This window comes from Nocardiopsis codii, from assembly GCF_036327455.1.
Taxonomy (GTDB): domain Bacteria; phylum Actinomycetota; class Actinomycetes; order Streptosporangiales; family Streptosporangiaceae; genus Nocardiopsis; species Nocardiopsis codii.
The window spans coordinates 22,923-45,602 of record NZ_JAUZMY010000043.1 but is presented as its reverse complement, the minus strand read 5'-3'; the positions used below and the strand labels follow the sequence as shown (position 1 = coordinate 45,602).

The 22,680-nt window shown below is 74.8% G+C and carries 15 protein-coding genes; 9 read left to right on the top strand and 6 right to left on the bottom strand.

Annotated elements, in window-relative coordinates; translation table 11 throughout:
* The first annotated feature begins 197 nt into the window (after positions 1 to 197).
* The 7 genes from Q8791_RS28685 to Q8791_RS28655 all read left to right on the top strand — a co-directional run bounded on the left by Q8791_RS28685 (position 198) and on the right by Q8791_RS28655 (position 11,345).
* Positions 198 to 1,484: a type III PLP-dependent enzyme domain-containing protein gene (locus Q8791_RS28685; RefSeq protein ID WP_330094963.1), complete on the top strand. Its 1,287-nt coding sequence runs from the start codon at positions 198 to 200 to the stop codon at positions 1,482 to 1,484.
* A gap of 512 nt (positions 1,485 to 1,996) precedes the next feature.
* Positions 1,997 to 2,629, top strand: a complete 633-nt coding sequence (locus tag Q8791_RS28680) for a GNAT family N-acetyltransferase (RefSeq protein ID WP_330094962.1) — start codon at positions 1,997 to 1,999, stop codon at positions 2,627 to 2,629.
* A gap of 241 nt (positions 2,630 to 2,870) precedes the next feature.
* Positions 2,871 to 4,460 (top strand): pyridoxal phosphate-dependent decarboxylase family protein, encoded by a 1,590-nt coding sequence (locus Q8791_RS28675; RefSeq protein WP_330094961.1) that lies wholly within the window; start codon positions 2,871 to 2,873, stop codon positions 4,458 to 4,460.
* Positions 4,457 to 5,791, top strand: a complete 1,335-nt coding sequence (locus tag Q8791_RS28670; RefSeq protein WP_330094960.1) for a lysine N(6)-hydroxylase/L-ornithine N(5)-oxygenase family protein — start codon at positions 4,457 to 4,459, stop codon at positions 5,789 to 5,791. Before Q8791_RS28675 ends, Q8791_RS28670 begins: the two co-directional genes overlap by 4 nt.
* Before the next feature lie 315 nt (positions 5,792 to 6,106).
* Positions 6,107 to 7,924, top strand: coding sequence for an IucA/IucC family protein (locus tag Q8791_RS28665; protein WP_330094959.1), 1,818 nt, complete (start codon positions 6,107 to 6,109; stop codon positions 7,922 to 7,924).
* Complete coding sequence (locus tag Q8791_RS28660) at positions 7,921 to 9,921, top strand: IucA/IucC family protein (RefSeq protein ID WP_330094958.1); 2,001 nt, start codon at positions 7,921 to 7,923, stop codon at positions 9,919 to 9,921. Before Q8791_RS28665 ends, Q8791_RS28660 begins: the two co-directional genes overlap by 4 nt.
* Positions 9,918 to 11,345, top strand: a complete 1,428-nt coding sequence (locus tag Q8791_RS28655; RefSeq protein WP_330094957.1) for a glutamine synthetase family protein — start codon at positions 9,918 to 9,920, stop codon at positions 11,343 to 11,345. The genes Q8791_RS28660 and Q8791_RS28655 overlap by 4 nt, the downstream gene beginning before the upstream one ends.
* A gap of 94 nt (positions 11,346 to 11,439) precedes the next feature.
* Here Q8791_RS28655 and Q8791_RS28650 read toward each other — a convergent pair whose 3' ends face one another.
* The 6 genes from Q8791_RS28650 to menB all read right to left on the bottom strand — a co-directional run bounded on the left by Q8791_RS28650 (position 11,440) and on the right by menB (position 19,079).
* Entirely contained in the window at positions 11,440 to 12,801 is a 1,362-nt protein-coding gene (locus Q8791_RS28650) for a GntP family permease (RefSeq protein ID WP_330094956.1), read from the bottom strand.
* A gap of 25 nt (positions 12,802 to 12,826) precedes the next feature.
* Positions 12,827 to 14,011 (bottom strand): glycerate kinase, encoded by a 1,185-nt coding sequence (locus tag Q8791_RS28645; RefSeq protein WP_330094955.1) that lies wholly within the window; start codon positions 14,009 to 14,011, stop codon positions 12,827 to 12,829.
* A gap of 64 nt (positions 14,012 to 14,075) precedes the next feature.
* Positions 14,076 to 15,179, bottom strand: a complete 1,104-nt coding sequence (locus Q8791_RS28640) for a CdaR family transcriptional regulator (RefSeq protein WP_330094954.1) — start codon at positions 15,177 to 15,179, stop codon at positions 14,076 to 14,078.
* A gap of 194 nt (positions 15,180 to 15,373) precedes the next feature.
* A complete protein-coding gene (menD, locus tag Q8791_RS28635; RefSeq protein WP_330094953.1) occupies positions 15,374 to 17,074 on the bottom strand; it encodes a 2-succinyl-5-enolpyruvyl-6-hydroxy-3-cyclohexene-1-carboxylic-acid synthase in 1,701 nt (566 codons plus the stop codon).
* A 182-nt stretch (positions 17,075 to 17,256) separates the two neighbouring features.
* Positions 17,257 to 18,243, bottom strand: a complete 987-nt coding sequence (locus Q8791_RS28630) for an o-succinylbenzoate synthase (RefSeq protein WP_330094952.1) — start codon at positions 18,241 to 18,243, stop codon at positions 17,257 to 17,259.
* Positions 18,240 to 19,079 carry a 1,4-dihydroxy-2-naphthoyl-CoA synthase gene (menB, locus tag Q8791_RS28625; protein ID WP_330094951.1) on the bottom strand — a complete coding sequence of 280 codons (840 nt, stop codon included), beginning with the start codon at positions 19,077 to 19,079 and terminating at the stop codon, positions 18,240 to 18,242. The genes Q8791_RS28630 and menB overlap by 4 nt, the downstream gene beginning before the upstream one ends.
* A 239-nt stretch (positions 19,080 to 19,318) precedes the next feature.
* Here menB and Q8791_RS28620 point away from each other — a divergent pair, with 239 nt between their 5' ends.
* Positions 19,319 to 20,575: an AMP-binding protein gene (locus Q8791_RS28620; protein ID WP_407942068.1), complete on the top strand. Its 1,257-nt coding sequence runs from the start codon at positions 19,319 to 19,321 to the stop codon at positions 20,573 to 20,575.
* Between the two features lie 640 nt (positions 20,576 to 21,215).
* Entirely contained in the window at positions 21,216 to 22,625 is a 1,410-nt protein-coding gene (locus Q8791_RS28615; RefSeq protein ID WP_330094950.1) for a sigma-70 family RNA polymerase sigma factor, read from the top strand.
* The last annotated feature ends 55 nt before the right edge of the window (positions 22,626 to 22,680 follow it).

Sequence of the window (22,680 nt, the reverse complement as noted above, 5' to 3'; positions counted from 1 at the left end):
CCCCGGGCGGGGCGCCGGGGGGGGGGCCCCCGGGGCGGGGCGCACCGCCGCTCCCCCGCAGGATCCGCCGCGTACCCGCTCCGGGGCGCGGCGGAACCGGCGGGACGGGGCCCGTCCACCACGATCGGGCCCCTCTTCCGTGCCGTGTGCCGAAGACACGGCGTGCACGACCCACCACGCGTACCGGAGGAACCCCCATGGAACCGCCCCGCTCCTTCGACCACGCCCCCGCCCTCCCCGCCGGCCGGATCCCCGCTCCCGTGCGCGGGGCCGCCCTGGACCTGGCGGCGGGCCCGGGCGCGGGGTACCTCTACGACCCGGCGCTGGCCGCTGACCGCGCCCGCACCCTGCGCAAGTCGCTGCCAGGGTGGGCCCGGGTCTACTTCGCCGCCAAGTCCAACGGTTTCGAGCCGGTCCTCGCCCACCTGGCCGAGGCGGTCGACGGCTTCGAGGCGGCCTCCCTGCGGGAGGCGCGCTCCTGTCTGGCCGCGCTGCGGTCCCGCCGTCCCGGAACCGGGTACGGCTCCCCGGGCGGCGGCCGGATCGCGGTGAGCGGGCCCGGCAAGACCCCCGAGCTCCTGGCGGGGCTGGCCCGCCTGCGCGCCGAGAACGGCGCGGACGTGGTCGTCAACGCCGAGAGCGAGCTGGAGCTGCACCGCGCGTCGGCCGCCGCCCTGGCGGCGGGCACTGTGCTGCCGGTGACACTGCGGGTCAACCCGGAGCGGGTGCCGGTGAGCGGCGCGCTGGTGATGGGCGGCACCCCCGGTCCGTTCGGCGTCCCCGAACCGCTGGTCGCCGACGCCGTGCGGACGGCTCTGACCCTTCCCGGGCTGGACCTGGCGGGCTTCCACGTGCACGCGGTGAGCGGCAACACCGACGCCGCCGCACACGCCGACTACGTGCGCTGGTGCCTGGACTGGGCGCGGCGCACCGCCGACGGGCTCGGCGTGGACCTGCGCGTGGTGGACGTCGGCGGCGGGCTCGGCGTGCCCTTCGAGGAGGGCGACCCCGTCTTCGACCTGGAGGGGTTCGGCGCCGCCCTGGGGGAGCTGCCGGACCCGGGGGTGGAGGTGGTGTTCGAGCCCGGGCGGTGGATCGCGGCGCCCACCGGCTGGTACGCGGCGCGGGTGACGGACGTGAAGTCGTCCTACGGCGGCCGCTTCGCGGTGGTGCGGGGCGGGATCAACCACTTCCAGCTGCCCACGTCCTGGGAGATCCGCCATCCCTTCGCCGTCCTGGAGGGCGGTGACCCGTGGCCCGCAGGCATGCCCCGGCCCGCCGTGAGGGGGGAGTCCGTGACGGTGTGCGGTGAACTGTGCACCCCCGAGGACGTCCTGGCCAGGGACGTGCGCGTGGAGTCGCTGCGCGCCGGTGACGTGCTGGTCTTCCCCAACGCGGGGGCCTACGGGCACGAGTTCGCCATGCCCGCGTTCCTGGCGCATCCGGCGGCGCCGCGCGTGACCCTGGACTCGCGCCTGCCCTGAGGCACGCCGCCGGTCACGTCCCAGCGTCCGGGGGCATCCGGTGGCGTCCGGTGCACGTCGGACGCCCGGGAGCCGCGCCCGCGCGACGGTCGTGGTCGGCGTTCCGGGCCGGCGGGGCGTGGAACACCTGGCGCGCCCCCGCGCGGGCGGGCGCCGCCGAAGCCTCGGAGGGGGCGAGGAGGAGCGCGCGTCGGGCCCCGCCCCGGCGGGGGTGGTACCCCCCGGCGCCCGCACACCGGTCCGCCTCCACGACCCCGCCCCGCCGTCGGCCCCGCGCCCTCACGCGCGGGTGCGGAGGGGCCTCCGGGGAGCGGCCCGGCCGTGCGCCCCGCACCCGCGCGTGGCGCACGGGACTGGTGCGCGGTACCGGTGCTCCCGGGGCGGGACACGCCCGGGGAGCACCTTCCCACCTGCACTCCTTGACACAATTAGGTAAGCCTGCCCTAATTTAGTACGGCTCTGTTGTGCGCCTCCGCGCACGCCCTCCCGACATCCGAGCAAGGAGCCCTCCCATGCCCGTGACACCCGCTCCCGCGGCGAGCTCCTCCACCACCGGCGCACCCGTGGCCGCCGACCGCCCCTGCGGCGGCCACGACACCGTGTGGCGGATCGACAACCTCACCGGAGCCGAGGTCCTGGCCGACCCCGCCCCCTGGGTCCGCGCCTACGAGACCGTCTACTCGGACGCATGGCACCTGCCCGACCACAACTCCCCGCCCTTCGCCTCGCGCCTGGAGTTCAGCGCGGCCCGCCCGGGCTTCCGCCTGACCGCCTGCCACTCCGACGGGGAACTGGCCGGTTTCGCCTACGGCTACACCCTGCCCCCGGAGACCGGCTGGTGGCACGGGTTCGCCCCCCTTCCCGGCGTGGACGCCGGGGACGTGGCGAGCGAGCACCCCGGCCGGACCTTCGCCCTGTGCGAGGCCCTGGTCCACGCCCCCCACCGGGGCCGCGGCGTCGCCGGGCGCACACTGCCCATCCTCATGAGCGGCCGCGGGGAGGAGCGCGCCGCGTGCCTGGTGGCCGAGACCAACACCCACGCGCTGGGCATCTTCCTGCGCAACGGCTGGCGGCACGTGGGCGACGTCGCCCCGCACCCGGGCTGGCGCGCACACCACAGCCTGGTCCTGGCGCTGAACCCCTGACCGCGCCCACCCGGGATCCCCTTCCCGCGGGCGCACACGACCCCCGCGCCGGCCGGCCCGCCGGTCCGCGACGCGCGTCCCCTCCCCCACGGGACCGCCACTCCTCGACGGAGCGACGAAGGAGTCGCCCCGCCCCTTCCGCGGCCCCGCCCGGCACGGCCCCGCAGCCCGCCTGACGTTCCCGCCCCGCCGCCGCGCGCGTCCCAGCATCTCCGCCCCGGAAACCAGGAGCCCGACGCCCATGCCCCTCACACCGAGTGCCACACCAGGCACCGAAGGCCCCAGCATGCTCGCCTACCCCGTCCCCACCAACGCCGCGACCCTGCTCGCCGACGGGTTCGCGGGGGCGCCGGGCGGCCCCGCCACGGTCGCCGCCCTGGTGGAGGCCGCCACGCGGGCCCTCGCAGCAGCCTCCTCAGCGCGGGGCGGGCCCCTGCCCGCCCTCACCCCGCGCCAGGTGGCCGACGCCGTCCGCGACGCGCTCGGACCCCCCACGGACGGCGCCCCGACCCCCGCCCCGGGCCGCACCGACGTCGCCGCCGACGTCCTGGCCCGCCTGACCACCGCGCTCACCGCCGGGGCGGCCGACCCCGCCCACCCCCACTGCGCGGCCCACCTGCACTGCCCCCCGCTGGCCGTGGCGGTGGCCGCCGACACCGTCGCATCGATCCTCAACCAGTCCCTGGACTCCTGGGACCAGGCGCCCGCCGCCACCGCCATGGAGACCCAGGTGATCGCCGAACTCGCCGACCTCGTCGGCTACCGGGGCGACCGGGCGGGCGGGGTGGCCACCTCCGGCGGGACCGAGTCCAACCTCACCGCGCTGCTCCTGGCGCGCGACCACGCCCTCAGCGCCTCCGCCGACCGTGACGCGGGCCGCCACGGTGTGGCCGTCGCCGCGGGCGGTGCACGGCCCCGCGTCCTGTGCGGGAAGGTCGCCCACTTCTCCGTCCAGCGCTCCGCCGCCCTCCTCGGCCTGGGCGAGGACGCCGTGGTCACCGTGGACGTCGACTCCCAGCACCGGATGCGCCCGGCCGCCCTGCGTGCGGCCCTCGACCGGATCAGGGCCGACGGGGACGTGCCGGTCGCCGTCGTGGCGACCGCCGGGACGACCGACCTCGGCGGCATCGACCCCCTCGGCGCCATCGCCCACATCGCCCGCGAGGCCGGTGTGTGGCTGCACGTGGACGCCGCCTACGGCGGGGGCCTGCTCTTCTCCCGGCGCCTGCGAGGACTGCTCGCCGGGCTGGAACGCGCCGACTCGGTCAGCATGGACCTGCACAAACTCGGCTGGCAGCCGGTGGCTGCGGGCATCCTGCTCACCCGGGAGCGCGAGCTGTTCGCCCCCCTCTCCCGGTCGGTCGACTACCTCAACCCGGCCGACGACGAGGAGGCCGGGTACCCGAGCCTGCTCGGCTACTCCCTGCGCACCACCCGCCGGGCCGACGTCTTCAAGATCGCCGTCACCCTGCGCGCCCTGGGCGTGGACGGCCTGGGCCGGCTGGTCGAGGCCTGCCGCGACCTGGCCCTGCGCACCGCCTCCCGCGTCACGGCCTCGCCCAGGCTGGTGCTGGCCGCCTCGCCCTCCCTCACCACCGTCGTGTTCCGCTACGACGCCGGCGAGCGCAGCGACACCGTCAACGCCCGGTTGCGGCGACGCCTGCTGGAGGAGGGGCGCGCCGTCGTCGGGCGCACCCGCGTCGACGGGCACGTGTGGCTCAAGCTCACCCTGCTCAACCCCGACACCACCCTCGCCGACACCGAGGCCCTGCTCGCCATGGTCGTCGCCGCGGGCGACGCCGAGGCCTCCGCCCCGAAGGAGTCCCGTTGACATCCGCCACCGCGCCCCCCGACCCGGACGGCGACCGCGTCCACGACCTGGTGGGGGTCGGCCTGGGCCCGTTCAACCTCGCGCTCGCCGCGCTGGCCGACGGCGTCCCCGGGTTCAGCGCCCGCTTCCTGGAGTCGCGGCCGTCCTTCTCCTGGCACCCCGGCCTGCTGCTGGAGGGCGCGCGCCTCCAGGTCCCCTTCCTCGCCGACCTCGTCAGCCTGGTCGACCCGACCAGCCGCTGGTCGTTCCTGTCCTACCTGCGCGAGCACGACCGGCTGTTCCCGTTCTACTTCTCCGAGCACTTCCACGTGCCGCGCCGCGAGTACGACCACTACTGCCGCTGGGTCGCGCACCGGCTGGACTCCTGCCGGTTCGACGCCCGGGCGACCGCCGTGGGCCACGACTGCGGCGTGTTCACGGTGGAGCACACCGGCGCCGACGGGACACGCTCCACCACGCGCGGACGCGCCCTGGTCCTGGGCATCGGGACCGAGCCCGTGCTGCCCGCCCCGCTGGAGGGGCTGGCCGGGGACCGCGTGTTCCACGCCGCCGACTACCTCGACCGGGCCCCCGGCCTGTCGGGGCTCGGGGACGTCACGGTGCTCGGGTCGGGGCAGTCCGGCGCCGAGGTCTTCCTGGACCTGCTGCGCTCCCCGGAGCACGGCGACACCGCCGTGCACTGGCTGACCCGCTCCCCCGCGTTCGCGCCGATGGAGTACTCCAAGCTGGGCCTGGAGCACTTCACCCCGGACTACACGAGCTACTTCCACGGGCTGCCCCAGCACGTCAAGGACCGTGTCGTGCCCGAGCAGTGGCAGCTCTACAAGGGCATCAGCGCCGACACGATCGCGGAGATCCACGACGTCCTGTACGAGCGCGGCGTCGCCGGGGCGCCGGTGGGCGCCAGCCTGCGGGCCCAGTGCGAACTGCTGGACGCCCGCGCCGACGGGGACGGCTTCGAGCTGGTGTTCCGCCACCGCGAGCAGGACCGGGAGTTCACCACCCGCACCGACGCGGTCGTCGCCGCCTCCGGCTACGCGCAGCGCAGCCCGGACTTCCTGGCGCCGATCGCCAAACTCCTGGAGACCGACGCCCGGGGACGCCCGGTGATCGGCGAGGACATGCGCCTGGCCGCCGACCCCGAACTGACCGCGCCCATCCACGTCCAGAACGCCGAACTGCACACGCACGGCGTCGGAGCCCCCGACCTGGGCCTGGGCGCCTGGCGTGCGGCGACCATCCTGAACAGCGTCACCGGGCGCACCGTCCACCGGCTGCCCGCGCGCACGGCCTTCACGTCGTTCGGCGCCCCGGCGGGAGGAGGGCGATGAGCCGCGCCGTCACGCCCCCGGCCGCTCCCCGACAGGGAACCGCGGCGCCCCCACCGCGGCGTGCGCGCGCTCCCCGGCGCCGGCCTCCCTCCCGGGGCCCCGTCCACCGCGGTGCGGACGCCGCGCGGACGGCCGACCCCGGACGCCCGGTGACAGCACGGCGGACCGGGGGCTGGTCCTGGATGCGCGCCCACGGGGGCGCGGCGGCGGTGTGCCGGACCGTGCCCGCCGCCGGGACCGCCGCCCACGCCACGACCGGTCCGACGATCCCACCGACCACAGCACCGAGCGCGTACCGGACGGAAGACACCCGCGATGCCTGAGACCGCACACACCGCCCACGACGTCCCGACCGTCACCACCGACGCCGACACCTGGCGCCGGGCCGGGCGGCGCCTGCTCGCCCACATGGTCGGTGAGATGGCCTACGAGGAGATGGTCGTCCCCGAGCCGGCCCCGGACCGGGACGGGACGGGCTCGCCCTCCTGGACCCTGGCCGTGGACGGCGGCGTCGCCTACGGGTTCACCGCGCGCCGGGGCGGCTTCGGCTCCTGGCACGTGGACCCCGACTCCTTCGTCCGCGTCACCGGCGACGGCGAGGAGCCCGCCTGGGACCCCACCCTGTTCGTCACCGACGCCCAGGGGACCGTGGGCCTGCCCGGCGACTCGCTGGCCGAGGTGGTCCGCGACCTGATGGCCACGCACGCCGCCGACGCCCGCCTGCTCACCGCGTCCCTGGACGCGGCCGACCTGGCCGACCTGGCCTACGAGGACCTCGAGGGGTACCAGACCGGGCACCCGTGCATCTTCGTCAACAAGGGGCGTCTGGGGTTCTCGGCGGCCGACGCGGCCCGCTACACCCCCGAGGCGCGCGGCGCCTTCCGCCTGGTGTGGATCGCCGTCCACCCCGACCTGGGCCGCTTCCAGTCCATGGCCGGGACCGACCGTCCGCACCTGCTGGCGGAGGAGCTGGACGCCGACCAGAGGGCCGTGTTCGCCGACGCGGTCCGCGAGCGCGGCGGCGACCCCGACGCCTACCTGTGGCTGCCCGTGCACCCCTTCCAGTGGGACGAGGTCGTCGCCCCGCTCTTCGCCTCCGAGATCGCCCTGGGGCAGGTGGTGCGCCTGGGTGAGAGCCGCGACCGCTACCGGCCCTTCCAGTCCATCCGCACCCTGATGAACCTGGACCGGCCGGACCGGCTCAACGTGAAGGTGCCGCTGATGATCCGCAACACCCTGGTGTGGCGGGGCCTGTCGGGGACCCAGACCGGGTGCGCGCCGCACACCAGCGCGTGGCTGCGCGCGCTCGCCGACCGGGACCCGTTCCTGACCGGAACGGGCGTGGTGATGCTGGCGGAGCGCGCCTCGGCAACCGTCCCCCACCCGGTGTTCGACCAGCTGCCGCAGGCCCCCTACCGGTTCCACGAACTCCTCGGCGCGATCTGGCGCGAGCCGGTGCACAACCACCTGGCGCCGGGCGAGCGGGCGCGCACCATGGCGTGCCTGCTGCTGGAGGGCGCCGACGGCCGGGCCCTGGTCACCGAGCTGGTGGAGCGGTCGGGCCTGGACGCCCAGGAGTGGCTGCGCCGCTTCCTGGGAGCGCTGTTCCCGCCCGTCCTGCACTACCTGTACCGCTACGGCGCCTCTTTCACCCCGCACGGGGAGAACGTGGTCGTCGTCAGCGACTCCGCCGAGGCGCCCGTGCGCATCGCCCTGAAGGACTTCGGCTCCGACGTGGAACTCCTGCCCTTCGACCTGCCCGAGTACGCCGAGCTCCCCGACCACGTGCGCGACGTGCTGCACCGGTGGAAGCCCGAGGAGCTGGCGCACTCGGTGCTCTCCGCCATCTGCGCCGGGCACCTGCGCTTCCTGGCCGACATCGTCGAACGGCAGCTGGGCGTGCCGGGCGAGCGCCTGTGGCAGCTGGCCCGCGAGCAGGTGCTGGACTACCAGGCGCGCTTCCCCGAGTTGGAGGAGCGCTTCGCCTGGTTCGACCTGCTGGCGCCCGAGGTGGGCCGGGTCGCCCTCAACCGCGAGCAGCTCATGGGCGGCGGTTTCCACGAGCGTGCCGAGCGCGACGCCGAGTTCGACGTCATGCACGGCCTGGTCGACAACCCGCTGGCACAGCCGTGACCGCCACCACCCCGGAGAACCCGACCATGGACACCCCGACCGCGGCCCCGTCCGCAGTGCCCGCGACCGGCGGGGCGCCGGCCGCCCCGCTCCCGGTCCCCGCCGAGCTCACCCCCGAGAACTGGGACCGCGCCTGCCGCGAGCTGACCGCGAAGATGCTCGCCGAGCTGTGTTTCGAGTACGCCCTGCGGCCGGAGCCGGCCGTACCGGACCCCGCCGGAGCCGCGTCCACCGCCGCAGGCGCGGCGGGGACCGGCGGTGCCGCGCCCGGCGCTCCGGGGCACGACGGGACCCGCCGGTGGCGGGCCCGCGTCTCCCCCGGCGCCGCCTACGTCTTCGAGGGCAGGCGCACCACCATGGACGGCTGGCGGGTCCGCCCCGGCACGGCCGTGCGCGAGGGCGCCGACGGCTCCACCGCGCCCGCGTCCCCCTTCGTCCTGCTGCGGGACCTCGGCGCGGCCGGGATCGTGGACCCCGCGGTCGAGGCGTTCACGGTCGGGGAGCTCAACGCGACGCTGAGCGGCGACTCCCTCCTCGCCGGGTCCCGCACCACCAGCGCCGACCTGGCCGATCTCTCCCACGCCGACCTGGAGGGCCACCAGGGCGGACATCCCTGGATCTTCGCGAACAAGGGCCGGGTGGGCTTCTCCGCCCGGGACCGGGCACGGTTCACCCCAGAGTCGCGCCGGCGCGCCCGCATGCCGTGGATCGCCGTGCACCGCACGCTGGCCGAGCACCACGGGGTTCCCGGACTCGACCAGGACGCCCTGCGCGAGCGCGAGCTGGGCTCGCGGGTGTGCGCCGGGTTCGCGTCCCGCCTGGCGGACTCCGCCCGGCGCAGCGGGACGCGGGCCGCGGACTTCGTGTGGCTGCCCGTCCACCCCTGGCAGTGGGACGAGGTGGTCGTGCCCCTGTTCGCCGCCGAACTCGCCCACGGGCTGGTCGTGCCCCTGGGCGAGGCCCCCGACGACTACCTCCCCCAGCAGTCCATCCGCACGTTCACCAACCTCACACGCCCCGACCGCCTCAACGTCAAGCTCTCCCTGGCCATCCTCAACACGATGGTCTACCGCGGCATCCCCACCGAGCTGTGCCGGGCCGCCCCGGCGAGCACGCGGTGGGTGCACGCCCTGCGGGACGGGGACGCGTTCCTGTCCGAGCGCTGCCGCGTGGTGCTGCCGGGAGAGGTCGCGGCGGTCGCCGTGCGCCACCCGGTCCTGGAGGACATCCCCGACGCCCCGTACCGCCACAAGCAGCTCCTCGGCGCGCTGTGGCGCGAACCGGTCACCGAGCAGCTGGACCCGGGCGAACGCGCCCGCACCCTGGCCGCCCTGCTGCACGTGGACGGCGAGGGGCGCGCGTTCACGGCCGAGCTGGTGGAGCGGTCCGGACTGCCCGCGGAGGAGTGGCTGCGCGCCCTCTTCGGCGCGGTCCTGCCGCCGATCCTGCACCTGCTCTACCGGTACGGGCTGGCGTTCAACCCGCACGGGGAGAACGCGGTCGTCGTCTACGACGCGCACGACCGCCCCGTCCGGTTGGCGGTGAAGGACTTCGTGGACGACATGAAGCTACTCGACACCGACCTGCCCGAGTACGCCGACCTGCCCGGGGAGGCGCTGGGCGTGCTCATGCGCTTCGACGCGGGCGAACTCACCTCGTCGATCGCCAAGTCCCTCTTCGTCGGCCACTTCCGCTACCTGGCGCCGCTGGTCCAGGAGCAGGTCGGCGTCGGCGAGGAGCGGTTCTGGGCCCTGGTGCGCGAGGAGGTCCTGCGCTACCACGGCGAGTTCCCGGAGCTGGCCGCGAGGTTCGCGCTGTTCGACCTGCTCGCCCCGGGGTTCGAGCGCGTGTGTCTGAACAGGGAGCGGCTGCTCGGCGGCGGCTACCACGACCGCGCCGAGCGCGACGCCGAGTTCCACCTGGACGCCCCGCCCGTCCCCAACCCGCTGCACCGCGCCCCGGACGACCGCCCCGCCGGCGACGGGGAGGCCGTGTGAGCCCGCTGTTCGGCGACGGCCTGCCGCCCCTGACCGAGACGCTGCCGCCGTCCCCGCCCCCGCCGCCCTTCCCCGTCCCGGCGGAGCGCCTGCGCGCCGACGCGGCCTCCGGCGCGATCACCGACGTCATCGTCGCCCTGCCCGACCTCCAGGGGCGGGTCCAGGGCAGCCGCGTCAACCCGCGCGACTTCGCGGAGCGCGTGCTGGAGGACGGCTTCGACGCCTGCCTGTACCTGCTCGCCACCGACGTGGAGATGGAGTCCCGGCCCGGCTACGCCACCGACCCCTGGGGAGGCGGCCTGGGCGACTTCTCGATCGTCCCCGACCCCGCCACCCTGCGCTACCTGCCCTGGGATCCCGGCACCGCCCTGGTCCTCGGCGACGCGCGCGACTCCGGGGGGCGGCCGGTGCCGGTCGCCCCCCGGCAGGTGCTGCGGGCCCAGCTGGACCGGCTGGCCGAGCGCGGATGGCACGCCCTCGCCGGGACGGAACTGGAGTTCCTCGTCTTCCGGGACTCCTACCAGGAGGCGTTCGAGGCCGACTACCGGCGGCTGACCACCGCGACCCGGTTCAACTCCGACTACGCGGTGCCGGAGCTGGCCGAGATCGACCCGCTGATGCGCCGCATCCGCACGGCGATGGAGCGCACCGGCATGACGGTGGAGTCCGCGCGCGGGGAGTGCCACCCCGGACAGTACGAGATCGTGTTCCGCTACGGCGACGCCCTGCGCGCCTGCGACAACCACGTGGTGTACAAGGCCGGCGCCCGGGCCCTCGCCGCGCAGGCGGGGGTGGCGCTGACGTTCATGGCCAAGTACGACGGCGGCGAGGGAAACTCCTGCCACGTGCACCTGTCGCTGCGCGACGGGACCGGGGCGCCGGTGTTCGCCGACGACGGCTCGGGCCGGTACGGCATGTCCGAGACCATGGAGCACTTCGTGGCGGGGCAGCTGGCGTGCATGCGGGACTTCGCCCTGCTGTCCGCGCCCAACGTGAACTCGTTCAAACGGCTGTCGCCGCAGGCGTTCGCGCCCAACACGGTCTCGTGGGGGCTGGACAACCGCACCTGCCCGGTGCGGGTGGTGGGCTCGGGCGGGTCGGCGCGGATCGAGTTCCGGGTGCCGGGGGGCGACGCCAACCCCTACCTGGCGGTGGCGGGGATCGTCGCGGCGGGCCTGTACGGGATCGACCGGGCGCTGCCGCTGCCCGAGCCGACGGCGGGCGACGCCTCCGCCGCGGACCTGCCCCGCCTGCCCGCCTCGCTGGAGGAGGCGGTGCTGGCGTGGGAGTCGAGCGACATCGCCCGGTCCTGCTTCGGCCCGGACGTGGTCCGCCACCTCGCGGCGGCGGGACGCTCGGAGCTGGCGGCGTTCTCGGCGTCGGTCACCGACTTCGAGCGCCGCCGCCACTTCGAGCGGGGATGAGGAGCGCCCCCGCCGGGGACCCCGGCGGGGGCGGTGCTCCCCTCCCACCCGGTCCGGCGCGTCCCGGCCGCGGGGCCGTGCGCGCCGCGCCGGGTCACAGCAGGAAGAGCGCGAGCACCTGGATCGCGGCGAAGGCGGCGACGCCCTCGACGGCCGTCGCCACGGTGAGGGTGCGGTAGGCCGTCGCCACCGGGATACGGCTGAGCTGGGAGACGACCCAGAAGTAGGAGTCGTTGGCGTGCGAGACCACCATCGCGCCCGCACCGACGGCGAGCACGGTCAGGACCATGCCCTCCGGGGTGGCGAGGCCGAGCGAGGCGAGCATCGGCGCGATCAGCGCGGAGGTGCTCACGATCGACACGGTGGACGAGCCCTGGGCGGTCTTGAGCGCGGCGGCGATCAGGAACGGCACGGCCAGGCCGATGCCGAGCCCGGCCAGGTTCTCGGACAGGAAGCCGGTCAGCGGGGAGGCCGCCAGCACGGCGCCGAAGGCGGCGCCCGCACCGGTGATGAGCAGGATCGGGGCGGCGACGCGCACCGACTCGTGCATCTGCTCGTTGAACCGGGCCAGCTTGCCCTCGCCGCGCAGCAGCGTCGCCGCGGCCATCAGGCCGATGATGAGCGCGATGACCGGGGTACCCAGGAACGAGACGATCTCCAGGGCCGTCCCCTCGCCGATCGGGTGGCTGGGGATGTTGACGATCGAGGAGACGCAGATGAGCACCAGCGGCAGCAGGATCGGCAGGAACGCCGCGAAGGCGTTGGGCAGGCGGCCGTAGCTCGCACGCAGCTCCTCGTAGGTCTGCGTGGTGATGTCGTCGTCGCTCTCGGCGGGCAGCGGCGTGAAGTCCCGGCGCGAGAACAGCGTCGCGTAGCCGAGGCCCGCCAGCGCCGCCACGGCGGCGACCGGCAGGCCGAGGGCGATGAGCATGCCCAGGTTGTCGGAGATGCCGATGTTCTCGGCGGCGGCGAGCGGCCCCGGGGTCGGGGGCACCAGCGTGTGCGTCGAGTACAGGCCGGTCATCAGCGCGATCGCGGTGGCCAGCGAGGAGACGCCGGTGCGCAGGGTGACCGCCTTGCGCAGCGAGTTGAGGACCACGTACGCGGAGTCGCAGAACACGGGGATCGACACGATGTAGCCGATCAGCGTCATCGTCAGGTTCGGGAACCGGGTGCCGATCAGCCGGATCAGCGCCTCGGCCATGGAGATGGCGGCGCCGGAGCGCTCCAGGAGCACACCGATCATGGTGCCGAAGAGGATGACCAGGCCGATGTTGCCCAGGGTGCTTCCGAACGCCGTCGTCACGGTGGTGACGATGTCGGCGAGAGGGATCCGGAAGGCGAAGGCGCCGAGGATGGCGGCGCCCATGAGCGCGAGGAAGGGGCTGACCTTCCAGCGCGCTGTGGCGAGCACGATGCCCGCCACGAGGACGATGAGGATGAGGAGCGCGGTCACGGGCGGAGTTCCTTAGGACGTGCGGTTAGGCGAAGCGGTGCGCGAGGAGCCGGCAGCAGTTGTACGCCGCCCAGGTGATGCCGGGGACGACCTCGTCCTGCATCTGCTCCAGGGAGCCGGGGCCCCGCGCGATGGAGAAGGCCGCGGTGATCCCCGAGCGGCGCAGGTCCTCGGGGGAGACCGAGACCCTGCCGGCGATCACCACGACGGGGCTGTGGGCGGGGGTGAGGCGGCGTACCGCGTCGACGACCTTCCCGGACAGGGACTGGCTGTCGAACGACCCCTCCCCGGTGAGGACGAGATCGGCGCGGGAGAGGATCTCCTCGGCGCCCAGGACCTCGGCGACCATCCGGGAGCCGGGGAGGACCTCGGCGCCCAGGAGCGCGGTCAGACCGGCGGGCAGTCCGCCGGCGGCCCCCATGCCCGGGAGTGCGCGGACGTCGGTTCCGGAGGCCGCGGCGAGCACGTCGGCCAGGCGGCGCAGCCCCGCGTCGAGGACGCGCACGTCGTCGGGGGTGGCGCCCTTCTGCGGTCCGAAGACGGCTGCCGCGCCCTGGTCGCCGGTCAGGGGGTTGTTGACGTCGCAGGCGATCCGCCAGCGCACCCGGCGGGCACGGGGGTCGAGGCCGTCGAGGTCCACGCGGTCGAGGTCGGCGAGGCTCCCTCCCCCGTCGGGGAGTTCGGAGCCGTCCGCGGCGAGGAACCGCGCGCCCAGTGCGGAGAGGAGGCCGGTCCCCCCGTCGGTGGTGGCGGAGCCGCCGATGCACAGGAGGATCTCCTCCGCCCCCGCGTCCAGCAGCGACGCCACCAGGGGGCCGACGCCGCGGGTGCTCGCGGTCAGCGGCCGGAGGGGGACGTCGGAGACCGCGGGCAGGCCGTTGGCCTCGGCGGCCTCGACGACGCCGGTCACGTGGTCGGGGGAGAGCCCGTACCTGGCCCGGACCGGCCTGCCGAGGGCGTCGGTGGTGTCCACGGCGAGCGCGGTCGTGCCCCAGGCGCCGAGCAGGGCGTCGAGGGTTCCCTCGCCGCCGTCGGCGAAGGGCAGGGTCTCGATCGTCACGCGTGTGCCGTGGTCGTCGAAGGCGTCCTGGACGCCCCGGGCCATCGCGGCCGCCACGTCCACCGCGCCGGCGCTCCCCTTGAAGGAGTCCGGGACGACGGCGACGCGGAGGGGGGTTGCCTCGTCATGTGTGCGAAACGCTTTGGACATGCTTGAGAGCCTAAGCACATCATTGGTGCGATTCGACGGTGATCCGCCCAGTCTTCCTGGGACTTCATGTGAGGCCTGTGTGCGAACCGCCCACAGCGTCACACGCGTACAGGGCCATCTGGAGCGTGGTCAGGTGGTCGGCCCGGCGGATGTCGAGACCCGTCACGGACCGGATGCGCTCCACACGCTGGAGCAGGGTGTTGCGGTGGACGTACACGGAGTCCGCCGCGGCCTGCATCGAGGTCGTCGAGGCCACCGCGGCGACCGTGCGCCGCTGTGCGCCGCTGAGTTCGAGGACCAGCCCGGCCAGGTGGTCGAGGGTGCGCACGGGCAGGTGGGCGACGGCGACGGCGATCGTCCGCGACCACGGGGCGCCGCCCGCCATGCTGGGGATCAGACCGGCGTACCGGCACAGTGCCCGCGCCTCCTCCGCGTGGGCGAGCAGGACGGCGACGTCGTCGGTCGGCGCGGTGGCGGTGTGGCGGCTCTCCCCCGGCAGCCCCAGGGCGCGCGGGGCGGGGGCGGCGCCGGAGCCGACCAGCCAGAGTGCGCCGTGCAGGACGGCGGCCCGGTGCCCGGCGTCGGCGTTGATCCGGACCACGGCCGTCTCCGCGAGGCCGGGGGGCGCGGCGGAGCCGTCCGGACGCGGGGAGGGCGCGGCCCACAGCGCCAGCGACCAGGGCGGGGCCAGCCCGGCGGCGGACAGCCGGGCACGGGCGGCGCCGGGTCGCGCGGTACCCGAGCTGAGGGCGGCGATCAGGTCGCGGGCCTCGGTGTGGCGCCGCGTGACCGCGTCCTGTTCGTGCTCCTGGGCGATGAGGAGCTGGACGGTGAGCGCGACGACCCTGGCCAGCGGGGCGACCTCGTGCGGATCTCCCGTCACCCCGACCACGCCGCACAGCTCGCCGTCGACCATGAGGGGTTCGTTGGCGCCGGGCCGGTCGGAGGTCCCCGGCTCGGTGGCCGTCACGAGCACGCCCCGCCCCTGCGCGATGACCCTCTGCGCGCCGCGGTGTAGCGTGCCGCGCCGTTCGGGGTCGAGGCAGGCGATGATGGTGCCGTGCTCGTCCATGACGTTGATGTTGTGGCTGATCGTCGGTGCGATCAGGTCGACCACGCGCTGGGCGAGGTCGCCGCTCAACGGTGGCCGACGCGCTTGTTCGGCCATGCGCCACAGGATAGGCGCAGGTGGGGGGTGGCGGACATGTCGGGTATGCACCGCTTCCCGGCCGCCCGGGAGCACACCGGCGTGGCCGCGCCCGTCACTCCCCCGGCGGGGCCGCGGAGCGCAACCCCGCGGCCCGTGTCACGGGTCGGTGCGGGAGAGGCCGCCGGGCGGGACGGGCGGCTCCGGTACCGCGGTCACAGGACCGCGTCGACCGCCGCCTGCATCCTGCGGCGCAGCGCGGCGCTGTCCGGCCGCTTCGTGCACACCTCGATGACCCGCAGGCCCTCCCCCAACAGGGCCTTGGGCAGGTCGGTGGCCCACTCCAGACGCGTGTACGGCAGGTCGGCGACGGCCGCCACCCGCTCCATCGACACCCCGTGCGGTGTGCCGAACACCCTCTCGAAGTCGGGGTGCCCCGCCTGCTCCAGTCCGGAGAAGATCCCGCCGCCGTCGTTGTTGACCACCACGACGGCCAGGTCCGGGCGCGGCTCGCCCGGGCCGATGATCAGCCCGTTCTGGTCGTGCAGCAGCGCCAGGTCGCCCAGCAGCGCGTAGGCGTGGCCTCCGCCCTCGCTCTGGTGGGCCAGCGCGGCGCCGACGGCGGTGGAGACGGTTCCGTCGATCCCGCTCACGCCCCGGTTGCCGACCAGCCGCACGCCGCAGCGCGCCCGCATGGTGGCGTCCAGGTCGCGGATGGGCATGCTCGACCCGGCGAACAGCAGCGAACCCGCCGACAGGTGCGAGACGAGGTCGCGGGCGAGCCTGGGCTCGCTGAGCACCTCGTCCCCGTCCAGCACCGCGTCCAGGGCACCGCGCGCGGCGGCCTCGGCTCTCAGCCACCCCTCGGACCAGTCCGTGCCCTGCGGGGCGCCGGAGCCCAGGCCGGCCGGGGGCGCGACCGCCGCGACCACGTCGGTGGCGGTGCGGGCCGGGTCGGAGAACCCGTCGGCCAGGCTCCCGGCGGGGTCGCCCACGACCCCGGACGTCACGACCACGTGCCGTTCGGCCCGGCGCAGGAAGGCCAGGATCTGGCGGGACAGGTTGGGGCGCCCCACGCTCACCACCAGTTCGGGGGCGTGTTCGGAGACGAAGCGGGGCGAGGCGAGGAGCTGGCGGTAGGTGGACACCGCTCCCGCCCGCCGCGCGTTGGAGGTGGGCTCGGCGAGAAGGGGCCACCCGGTCAGCTCGGCCAGAGCCAGGTACGGCACCGGGTCGTAGTCGCCGTCACCGCACACGATGACGCCGCGCTCGGCGGAGGGGAGGACGAACGGCGCGGGGTCGGCGGGCGGCCCCGGCCGGTTGATCCACGGCCGGTGTCCCGGACGCCCCTCCAGGGGCTCGGGCCACCCGGCGGCGGTGTCGTCGGGGGTCAGGGGATCGCGGAAGGCCACGTTGAGGTGGACCGGCCCGGGTCTGCCCCCCACCGCGGCCCCCCAGGCGCGGCAGGCCAGGGAACGCCAGTAGGCGACCATCCCGGGCACCGGGTCGGGGGTGCCGACCTCGGCGAACATGCGCACGGCACCGCCGTACAGGCCGATCTGGTCCACGGTCTGGTTGGCGCCGGTGCCCCGCAGCTCCGGCGGGCGGTCGGCGGTCAGCACCAGCAGGGGGACGGCGCTCTCGTCGGCCTCCATCACGGCCGGGTGGAGGTTGGCGGCCGCCGTACCGGAGGTGCACACCACCGCCACCGGGCGCCGGGACGCACGGGCGAGGCCGAGTGCGAGGAACGAGGCGGAGCGCTCGTCGACGCGCACGTGCACGCGGATTCCGGGGTGGGCGACCAGGGCGAGCGCGAGCGGTGTCGAGCGCGACCCCGGCGCGACGACGGCCTCGACCAGGCCGCCTCGGGCCAGCTCGTCGACGAGGACCCGCGCCAGGGCGGTAGACGGATTCATCAACTCTCTCGATCGTCTCAAGGTGTACCAAGTATCGCCGCGTGGACTCGTCCCCTCCAGTCAACCCCCACCAAGGCCGGAGGGCGAACGAATCCGCTGTTGTTCCCGGCACATCCGCGCCGGACGCGCCGGTACCCGACGTGTCGGGGGCCGGCCCCGGCGAGGATGTTCCGGGGCCGGGGCTAGCCGGTGCCGGAGACCTCGTCCGCCGCGGCGCGGGCCGCCTCGGCCCTGGCACGCCACCCGGCGGGGTCCACCTCCACCGCGCGCAGGCTCTCCTCGTCCACCACGACCGGGCGGACCGGCAGGAACCCGCCCTCGGGCAGCAGCGGGCGGGCGGTGACGTCGGCGGTGAGCATCTGCCTGGTGGCGAGCCCGCACGCGTGGGGCAGCTCCGGCAGCGCCGCGGCCAGGGCCACACCGGCCGCGAGTCCGACCGAGGTCTCCACGGCGCTGGAGACCACCACGGGCAGACCGCACGCCTCGGCCACCCGCAGCGCGGCCCGTACCCCGCCCAGGGGCTGGACCTTGAGCACCACGATGTCGGCCGCACCGGCGGCCCTGACCTTCAGCGGGTCGTCGGCGCGGCGGATCGACTCGTCGGCGGCCACCGGGACGTCGACCCGGCGGCGCACCTCGGCCAACTCCTCCAGGGTCGCGCACGGCTGTTCGACGTACTCCAGCCCGAACCGGTCCAGGGCCCGGACCATGCGCACCGCCGTGTCCACGTCCCAGGCGCCGTTGGCGTCCACACGCACCTTCCCGGCCGGGCCGAGGGCGTCGCGGACGGCCTCGACCCTGGCCAGGTCCTGTGCAGGGTCCTGCCCCTTCTCCGCGACCTTCACCTTGGCGGTGGCGCAGCCTCCCGCCGTGACGATCGCGTGGGCCCGCTCCGGTCCCAGCGCGGGCACGGTCACGTTGACCGGCACCCGGTCGCGGACCGGGTCCGGCCAGCCGAGGTGGGCGGCCTCGTGACAGGCCGCCCACCAGCGGGAGGACTCGCGCGGACCGTACTCGGCGAAGGGCGAGAACTCGCCCCACCCGGCGGGCCCGCGCACGAGCATGCCCTCGCGGACGGTGATGCCGCGGAAGCGGTCGCGCAGGCCCACGGCGAAGGCACGCCCCTCGGCGGACGCGCCCTCCGGGTCGGACTCGACGGACGACGTCACGGCCGGCGCGGGAACTTGTCGAACTCCGGACGCCGCTTCTCCTTGAACGCGTCCCGGCCCTCCTGGGCCTCCTCGCTCATGTAGTAGAGCATGGTGGCGTCACCGGCGAACTGCTGCATCCCGGCGGCGCCGTCGCTGACGGCGTTGATGGCGCCCTTGAGCATGCGCAGCGCCAGAGGGGACTTCTCCAGGAGTTCGCGGGACCAGGCGACGGTCTCCTTCTCCAGGTCCTCCAGCGGGACCACGGTGTTGACCATGCCCATGTCCAGCGCCTCCTGCGCGCTGTACTGGCGGCACAGGTACCAGATCTCGCGGGCCTTCTTCAGGCCTACGGTCTCGGCGAGCAGCCACGATCCGTAGCCGCCGTCGAACGAGCCGACCTTGGGGCCGGTCTGGCCGAACTTGGCGTTGTCGGCGGCGATGGTCAGGTCGCAGCAGACCTGGAGCACGTTGCCGCCGCCGATGGACCAGCCGGCGACCATGCAGATGACCGGCTTGGGCAGGCGGCGGATCTGCACCTGCAGGTCGAGGACGTTGAGCCGGCCGATGCCCTGGCGGGCCACGGCGTCGTCGCCGATGTACCCGTCGTCGCCGCGGATCTTCTGGTCACCGCCGGAGCAGAACGCCTGGTCACCGGCGCCGGTGAAGATGATCACGCCGACCTCGGAGTCGTCGCGGGCGATGTTGAACGCCTGCTGGAGCTCGAACAGGGTCTGGGGCCGGAAGGCGTTGTGCCGCTCCGGGCGGTTGATCGTGATCTTGGCGATGCCCTCCGCGGTCTCGTAGATGATGTCGGAATACTCGCCCGACCGCTGCCAGTCGATCACGCTGCTCACGGCTGCTACTTCTCCTCACGGGGACACTGGGGACGACGCGGACGTGCCCGCGACGGCCACATCCAAGCGTCAACCCTACGCATTCTGCCAGGCGAGCCGGGACGAACAGGCACGCACCCGGCCGCCCTGCCCCCGGGGCGGCGGGACCGCCGGGGCTCCGCCCCGGCCGCGGGGACCTCCGCCCGGACTCGGCGGAGCCCGTGGGCACGGGGGCGGCGGTCGGGCGTACCCTGGCGGGCGTGGCACGCGAGAATCAGGTCGACACCCAGGTCAAGGTCCCCCCGTCCGAGGAGGGCCGCCCCCTCCAGGCGGTCCTCGGGCTGGCACCGGAACGTTTCGGCGACCTGCTGGCCGGCGCCCTGGACGGCGAGGGCCCGGCGCTGCTGCCGATCCCCGCGGGAACCCCCGACGCCCGGGTGCGCGACCTGCTCGCCGCGATGCGCCCGGAGACCCTGCGCGGCCCGGACGGGGTGACCGCGCTCGACGGTTCAGCCCCGGCGGGGGCCGACACCGCACTGGTCGTCACCACGTCCGGATCCACGGGCGCCCCCAAGGGGGTGGAGTTGTCCGCGCACGCGCTGCGCGCCTCCGCCCGCGCCTCGGTGGCCAGGATCGGCGCCGGCCCGGGGGACGCGTGGCTGTGCGTCCTGCCCGCGGGGCACATCTCCGGCATCCAGGTGATGACGCGCGCCCTGGCGACGGGCGCCGAGGCGGTGCACGCCCCCTTCGACACGGACACCGTGCGGGAGCTGGCCGCGAGACTGCGACCGCACGTGTCGCTGGTGCCCACCCAGCTGCGGCGGCTCCTGGCCGCCGGAGCCGACCCGTCCCTGTTCGGGACGGTCCTGCTCGGCGGGGCCGCCGCCGAGCCCGCCCTGGTGGAGGCCGCGCGCGCGGCCGGCGCGCGGGTGCTGACCACCTACGGCATGAGCGAGACCTGCGGCGGATGCGTCTACGACGGCGTCCCCCTGGACGGCGTCCGGGTGCGGGTCGACTCCGGCGCCCCCGGGGAGCCCGGACGGATCCTGCTGTCGGGTCCGATGCTGCTGAGCGGCTACCGGCTCGCCCCCGGCGCCGCCGGCGACCCGGACGCGCTGACCCGCGACGCCGACGGGCGGTCGTGGCTGCGCACCAACGACCTGGGCCGCCTGGACGCGGACGGGCGCCTGAGCGTGCTCGGCCGTATGGACGAGGTGGTCAACACCGGTGGCCACAAGGTGGTCCCCGGTCAGGTCAACGCCCTGCTGATGGAACACCCGGCGGTGGCCGAGTCGGTGGTCGTGGGCCGCCCGGACCCGGAGTGGGGCGAGCGGGTGAGCGCGGTCGTGGTGCCCGCCGACCCGGACGCGCCGCCGACCCTGGAGCAGCTGCGCTCGTGGGTGCGCGAGCGCCTGCCCTCCTACGCGGCGCCGCGCGAGCTGGACCTGCGGCGATCCCTGCCGATGCTGGCCTCGGGCAAGCCCGACCTGGTGGCGCTGCGCGGTCCCGCGTCCTGAGGTCGCGGCCGTCTCCCGGACGCCCGCGCGGTGGCGGCGCCGGGACCGTCCGCCGGACGCGTCGGACCGTGTCCGGACACCGCGTCCGCGGGTTCCGACCGGCCTCCGGCGGTCCGTCCGCGCGCCGCACCGTTACCGGCGCACTCCGCGCGCATGGGACCCTGGGCCCGTCGGGTGCCTCGCTCCGCTCCTCGTGAACTCGTGGAAACGGGTGTGACCTGGGGGGTGTCCGCGCCCTGACTCCCCCCGGTGACGGCACGTGCGACGACGGTCGTGTCCGGAAGGCGGGGAACTTCCGAAAGGTCCCCCGCGTCTACCTGAGTATCCGGTCCCTTCGGCCCCTCTCCCAAGGAGGTCCGCAGTTGGCGACAGCCATCGGTCCACTCGTTCGTGCCCCTGCACCCTCCTCGTGGCCCGGCCGGGAACCCGGCCCGCGGCGCAGCCGCTTCCGAGCGCGTTCCTTTACCCGCTGCAGCGCACGCTTCGCCACTTCCCACCCAGTGATCTACGCCACTCCCAACGATATCCAATCGAGACAGGGAACATTTGACTCCCCGACACGTTGGACATATTGGCGCGTCCAGTCGGCGGGAACCCTCCGCCACGTGCCATACGTCTTGGAAGGGAGGGAGGTGCCCAGATGACGAGCACTGCCCTAGCCGCTTCGGCGCAAGCCGCCGAGGCCCCCGACGGCCCCGCTCAGAACGAGGACGCGGCCGCCGACGCGGCCCTGACCGACCTGATCACCCGCGGACGCGCCCAGGGACACCTGTCCCTCTCCGAACTGCGTACCGCTTTCACCGCGGCCGGAGTCTCCTCTGGGGACGGCCGATCCATCCTGCGTGAACTCACCGAGAACGGGGTCCGGCTCGCCAACGGGGGCGACGACTCCGCGCTGGTGTCCGATCCTGACGCCGAGGACGACGTGCTGGAAAACACTCTCATCGCCACGGTGCCCGACACCGACGAGGCACCCAAGGCCGCATCCGGCAAGGTCGCGGCGCGCAAGGGCCCCTCCACCCGGAGGAAGGCCCGCACCACGCGGCGCACCAAGAAGACCGAGACCACCCAGGCCACCACCGATCCGGAGACCGGTGAGGCCGACCTCGACGACCAGTCACCCGCCATGGGCGACTCGGTCCACACCTACCTCAAGGCCATCGGCCGACGCCAGCTCCTCACCGCGGAGCAGGAGGTCGACCTGGCCAAGCGCGTCGAGGCCGGACTCTACGCCGAGTACCGGCTCGGCCTCCACGGCGACGTCGACGGTTCCACCCCGATGGCCGAGGCCGAGGCCGACGAGCTGGAGTGGGTCGCCGAGGACGGCCGCAAGGCCAAGTCCCACATGCTGGAGGCCAACCTGCGCCTGGTCGTGTCGGTGGCCAAGAAGTACAGCGACCGGGGCATGTCCCTGCTGGACGTGGTCCAGGAGGGCAACCTCGGACTGATCCGCGCCGTGGAGAAGTTCGACTACAGCAAGGGCTTCAAGTTCTCCACCTACGCCATGTGGTGGATCCGCCAGGCCATCCAGCGCGGCTTCGCCGACTCGGCCCGCACCATCCGCCTCCCCGTGCACGTCCTGGAGCTCCTCAGCAAGGTGAGCCGGCTGGAGCGCGACATGCACCAGGCGCTGGGGCGCGAGCCCACCCCCGAGGAACTGGCGCTGGAGCTGGACAAGACCCCGGCCCAGATCGAGGAGCTGCTGCGCGTCACCCGCCAGCCGATCAGCCTCGACTCGACCATCGGTGAGGACGGCGAGACCCGCATCGGCGACCTCATCGAGGACATCGACGCCTCGGAGGCCTCCGAGGTGGTCGACCGCCAGCTCATGGCCGACCAGCTCCGCAACGCGCTCTCCGACCTGGAGCCGCGCGAGGCGACGATCATGTCCCTGCGGTTCGGGCTGATGGACGGCCGTCCGCGCACCCTCGACGAGATCGGCAAGCACCTCGGGCTGACCAGGGAGCGCATCCGCCAGCTGGAGAAGCAGTCGCTGTCCAAGCTGCGCCACCCCAGCCGCGCCCAGCAGCTGCTGGACTTCGCGAGCTAGGCACAGGCACGCGACGCCCACCGGGGCCGTCTCCCGCACGGGAGGCGGCCCCGAG